This window comes from Stenotrophomonas sp. GbtcB23 (assembly GCF_019091045.1).
Taxonomy (GTDB): domain Bacteria; phylum Pseudomonadota; class Gammaproteobacteria; order Xanthomonadales; family Xanthomonadaceae; genus Stenotrophomonas; species Stenotrophomonas rhizophila_A.
Window position 1 is genome coordinate 1 of record NZ_JAGXKC010000098.1, and the last position, 2392, is coordinate 2392.

Genomic DNA, 2392 nt, shown 5'->3' on the forward strand with positions numbered 1-2392 from the left:
ATTGGCCCAACACGTCGCGCTCAAACCCATCCAGCGTTCTGGTTTCACACGCGCGCAGGAACTCAGACTCGGTCATTTTTTCGATTCGACTAAAGAAGATCAGCGAATTGGATCCGCCGCGAAGATCGGGAAAATAGCCCAACCACAGGTTCCAGAAGCTCAAAGTGAGGGGCGTCAGGAACAGCACGCCAACGACTGAAACAAGCAGGGTGAGATCTTCTGGCTTGGGGATTCGGGTGGAGAGCATCGCCAGCATGCCCAGGTTGATGCCCAGACCCACCGATAGCTTCGTGTCCACTCGCGAGAAGAAGCCAAGAACGAGTTGAAGCTGCTGCCATGCAGCGTTAACGCGGTCGCTTTGATTTGGCTGGCGGTCGCCAGTATCTCGAACTTCTTGCATGTTGAGGGTTCTCTTTCTTCGTGCATCCGACTTGCTTGCGCCGGATGGCGTTGCGAAGACCGCATGTCTCCAAGGTCCCGCAGCAAGCCATTCCCGCTGCAGCGCATTGATCAAGGAAGGCCCTGTCGGCTAGCGCGCAGCGGTGCCGCTCCAGGACATAGGTCGCCAGAGCTTCGGCGTGGTCCGCGCATTCCGCTGTCGTGCGCTTCGGTCGGCAACCGCAGGGGCAGGCCAGCTTTCCGGAAATCAGGGAATTGCTGCGAAGTGAAACGCGCGCAATCAGTTGATCGCCACGCCACAGCTCCAGTCGACGCTTTCCCGGCCGCACATCTTGCCGGACTTCGAACAGACCGGCTTGCGCCGCCGCCTTGAATTCTGGGCCCAGGCATTCGGCCGCCTGCTCCGCGATAGCTTGATGCTTGGCCGCGTCGCCATGGGCGCGGCCGTTTTCTGCACCTGGGAAGACCCTGCGTACATTCGCGCTGATTTGATGGGCCAAGAATCGATACACCGTCGACCACCACTGTCTGGCTGCCGCTTCGTCGATAATGTGCCCCGGCTTACCGTCACCCCATCCCAGGCAGAAGCTTTGGTTGGGGTTGATGTGTCTGTCAGGGCAGAATTGCGGAAGTTGGTGGTGTCCTGGGGCTTCCTTAGCAGACACGTGCTCCCCGGCGATGGAGATCGCCAGGGTGAAAACATGCACAGCCCCGCCTGGACGAGTGACCGAGATCTCAGCCCTCCCTCCGCCTGCGGCGCGATGCAGCGTGGCACCGTAGTCCGATGCCACGCCTTGCAGCAATTCGAAGGCCAACGCCATCAGTGGATATCTGAGTGCGGGCGGATCGGCTGTTCAAGGCCGGGAACCACCGCGGGGGCCGCCTCTGCGTAATGGGCCGCCAACACCGCCTTGGCCACTGGGTCACCCGACGCGGCCAGTTCTTCCACCGCTGCCGCGTAATCGAGGTTGGCCACCTTTCGGTCAGATGCGAACACTCGACGAACTGCGTCGGTACCGGCGTTGTAGGCCTTCTCACCGATCGCGGTCTGCACGCCATCGCACTGCCGCTGTTCGGCCTCCGAGGCCAGCACCGCCCTGCCGGTTGCGCAGCGCACCAAACTGCCCTTCATTCCCAGCCGGGACAGTGCCAGCGGCCCAAGCTCAAAGCCGATGGCCAGACCCAGCTCCTCGGTGATCGAACCCTCGGAGTTCAAGTAGTCAATGGCCACGGCGAAGCTGCTGCGAAGTGCGCCTGCGCACTGTACAGCTGTACTCACCGTCGCTTCGGTGTCGGTCTCCTTTGAGGTACCTTCCAGCAGCACGCCTTGCAGGCAATCGCCGATAAAGCGAATGCGCCGCCCGGCAAAGTCCAAGTGCACTACCGCATCCAGCTCTGACCGCAGCACGTGGAGAGCGCGTACCAGATGCTGCGGATCCTCATCCAGATGCTTATCTACGAAGTTGGTGAAGCCGTCGATGTCTGCATACAGCGACACACCCTCGAAGCGCTTGGACTTGGCAGCGCTAAGCAGGCTGAAGTCCAGATCGGAAATCGGCGGGGTAGGGCGGCTGAATTCGAATTCGCCAATGGGCAGGTCCTCCTGCTCCTCCTTCCAGAGCTCTATGATCCGCGTCTTGGAAACGCCCAAGCCTGCCGCCTCAACGCAGGCCGCCACCTGATCCTGGGTCAGCGGCGTGGTGCGGTCTTTGTCGCCGCTCAGCGCCGGCAGCTCGAGCAGCGCCCGTGCACCATGGGTGAGGTAAATGCCCTCCGCCACGCCATGGCCGGCGCACTTGGCGGCCTGATTTGCCGGGGAGCCCAGGAAGAGCGGCTCGCGGCTGGCGCGGCGACCGTTGTTGACGGCCAGTGCCAGCCCGCTGTCGATACCCACACGGACCTGTGCATTAGGGATGTGCTCATCCGTATCGCCCGTTTCGGCCAGAACGTCGATGGTCAGCTGGGCAATGGCCACCGCGCGCTCGATCCGGGC

Annotated in this window: 2 protein-coding genes; both read right to left on the reverse strand. The window is 62.0% G+C overall.

All coding sequences use genetic code 11. The features are described from left to right. On the reverse strand, window positions 1-514 hold a 514-nt coding region (locus tag KVS69_RS18060; protein ID WP_217539387.1), incomplete at its 3' end, for a hypothetical protein. Between the two features lie 705 nt (window positions 515-1219). Then, the coding region (locus KVS69_RS18065) for an adenylate/guanylate cyclase domain-containing protein (protein WP_217539388.1) at window positions 1220-2392 on the reverse strand (1173 nt) is incomplete at its 5' end.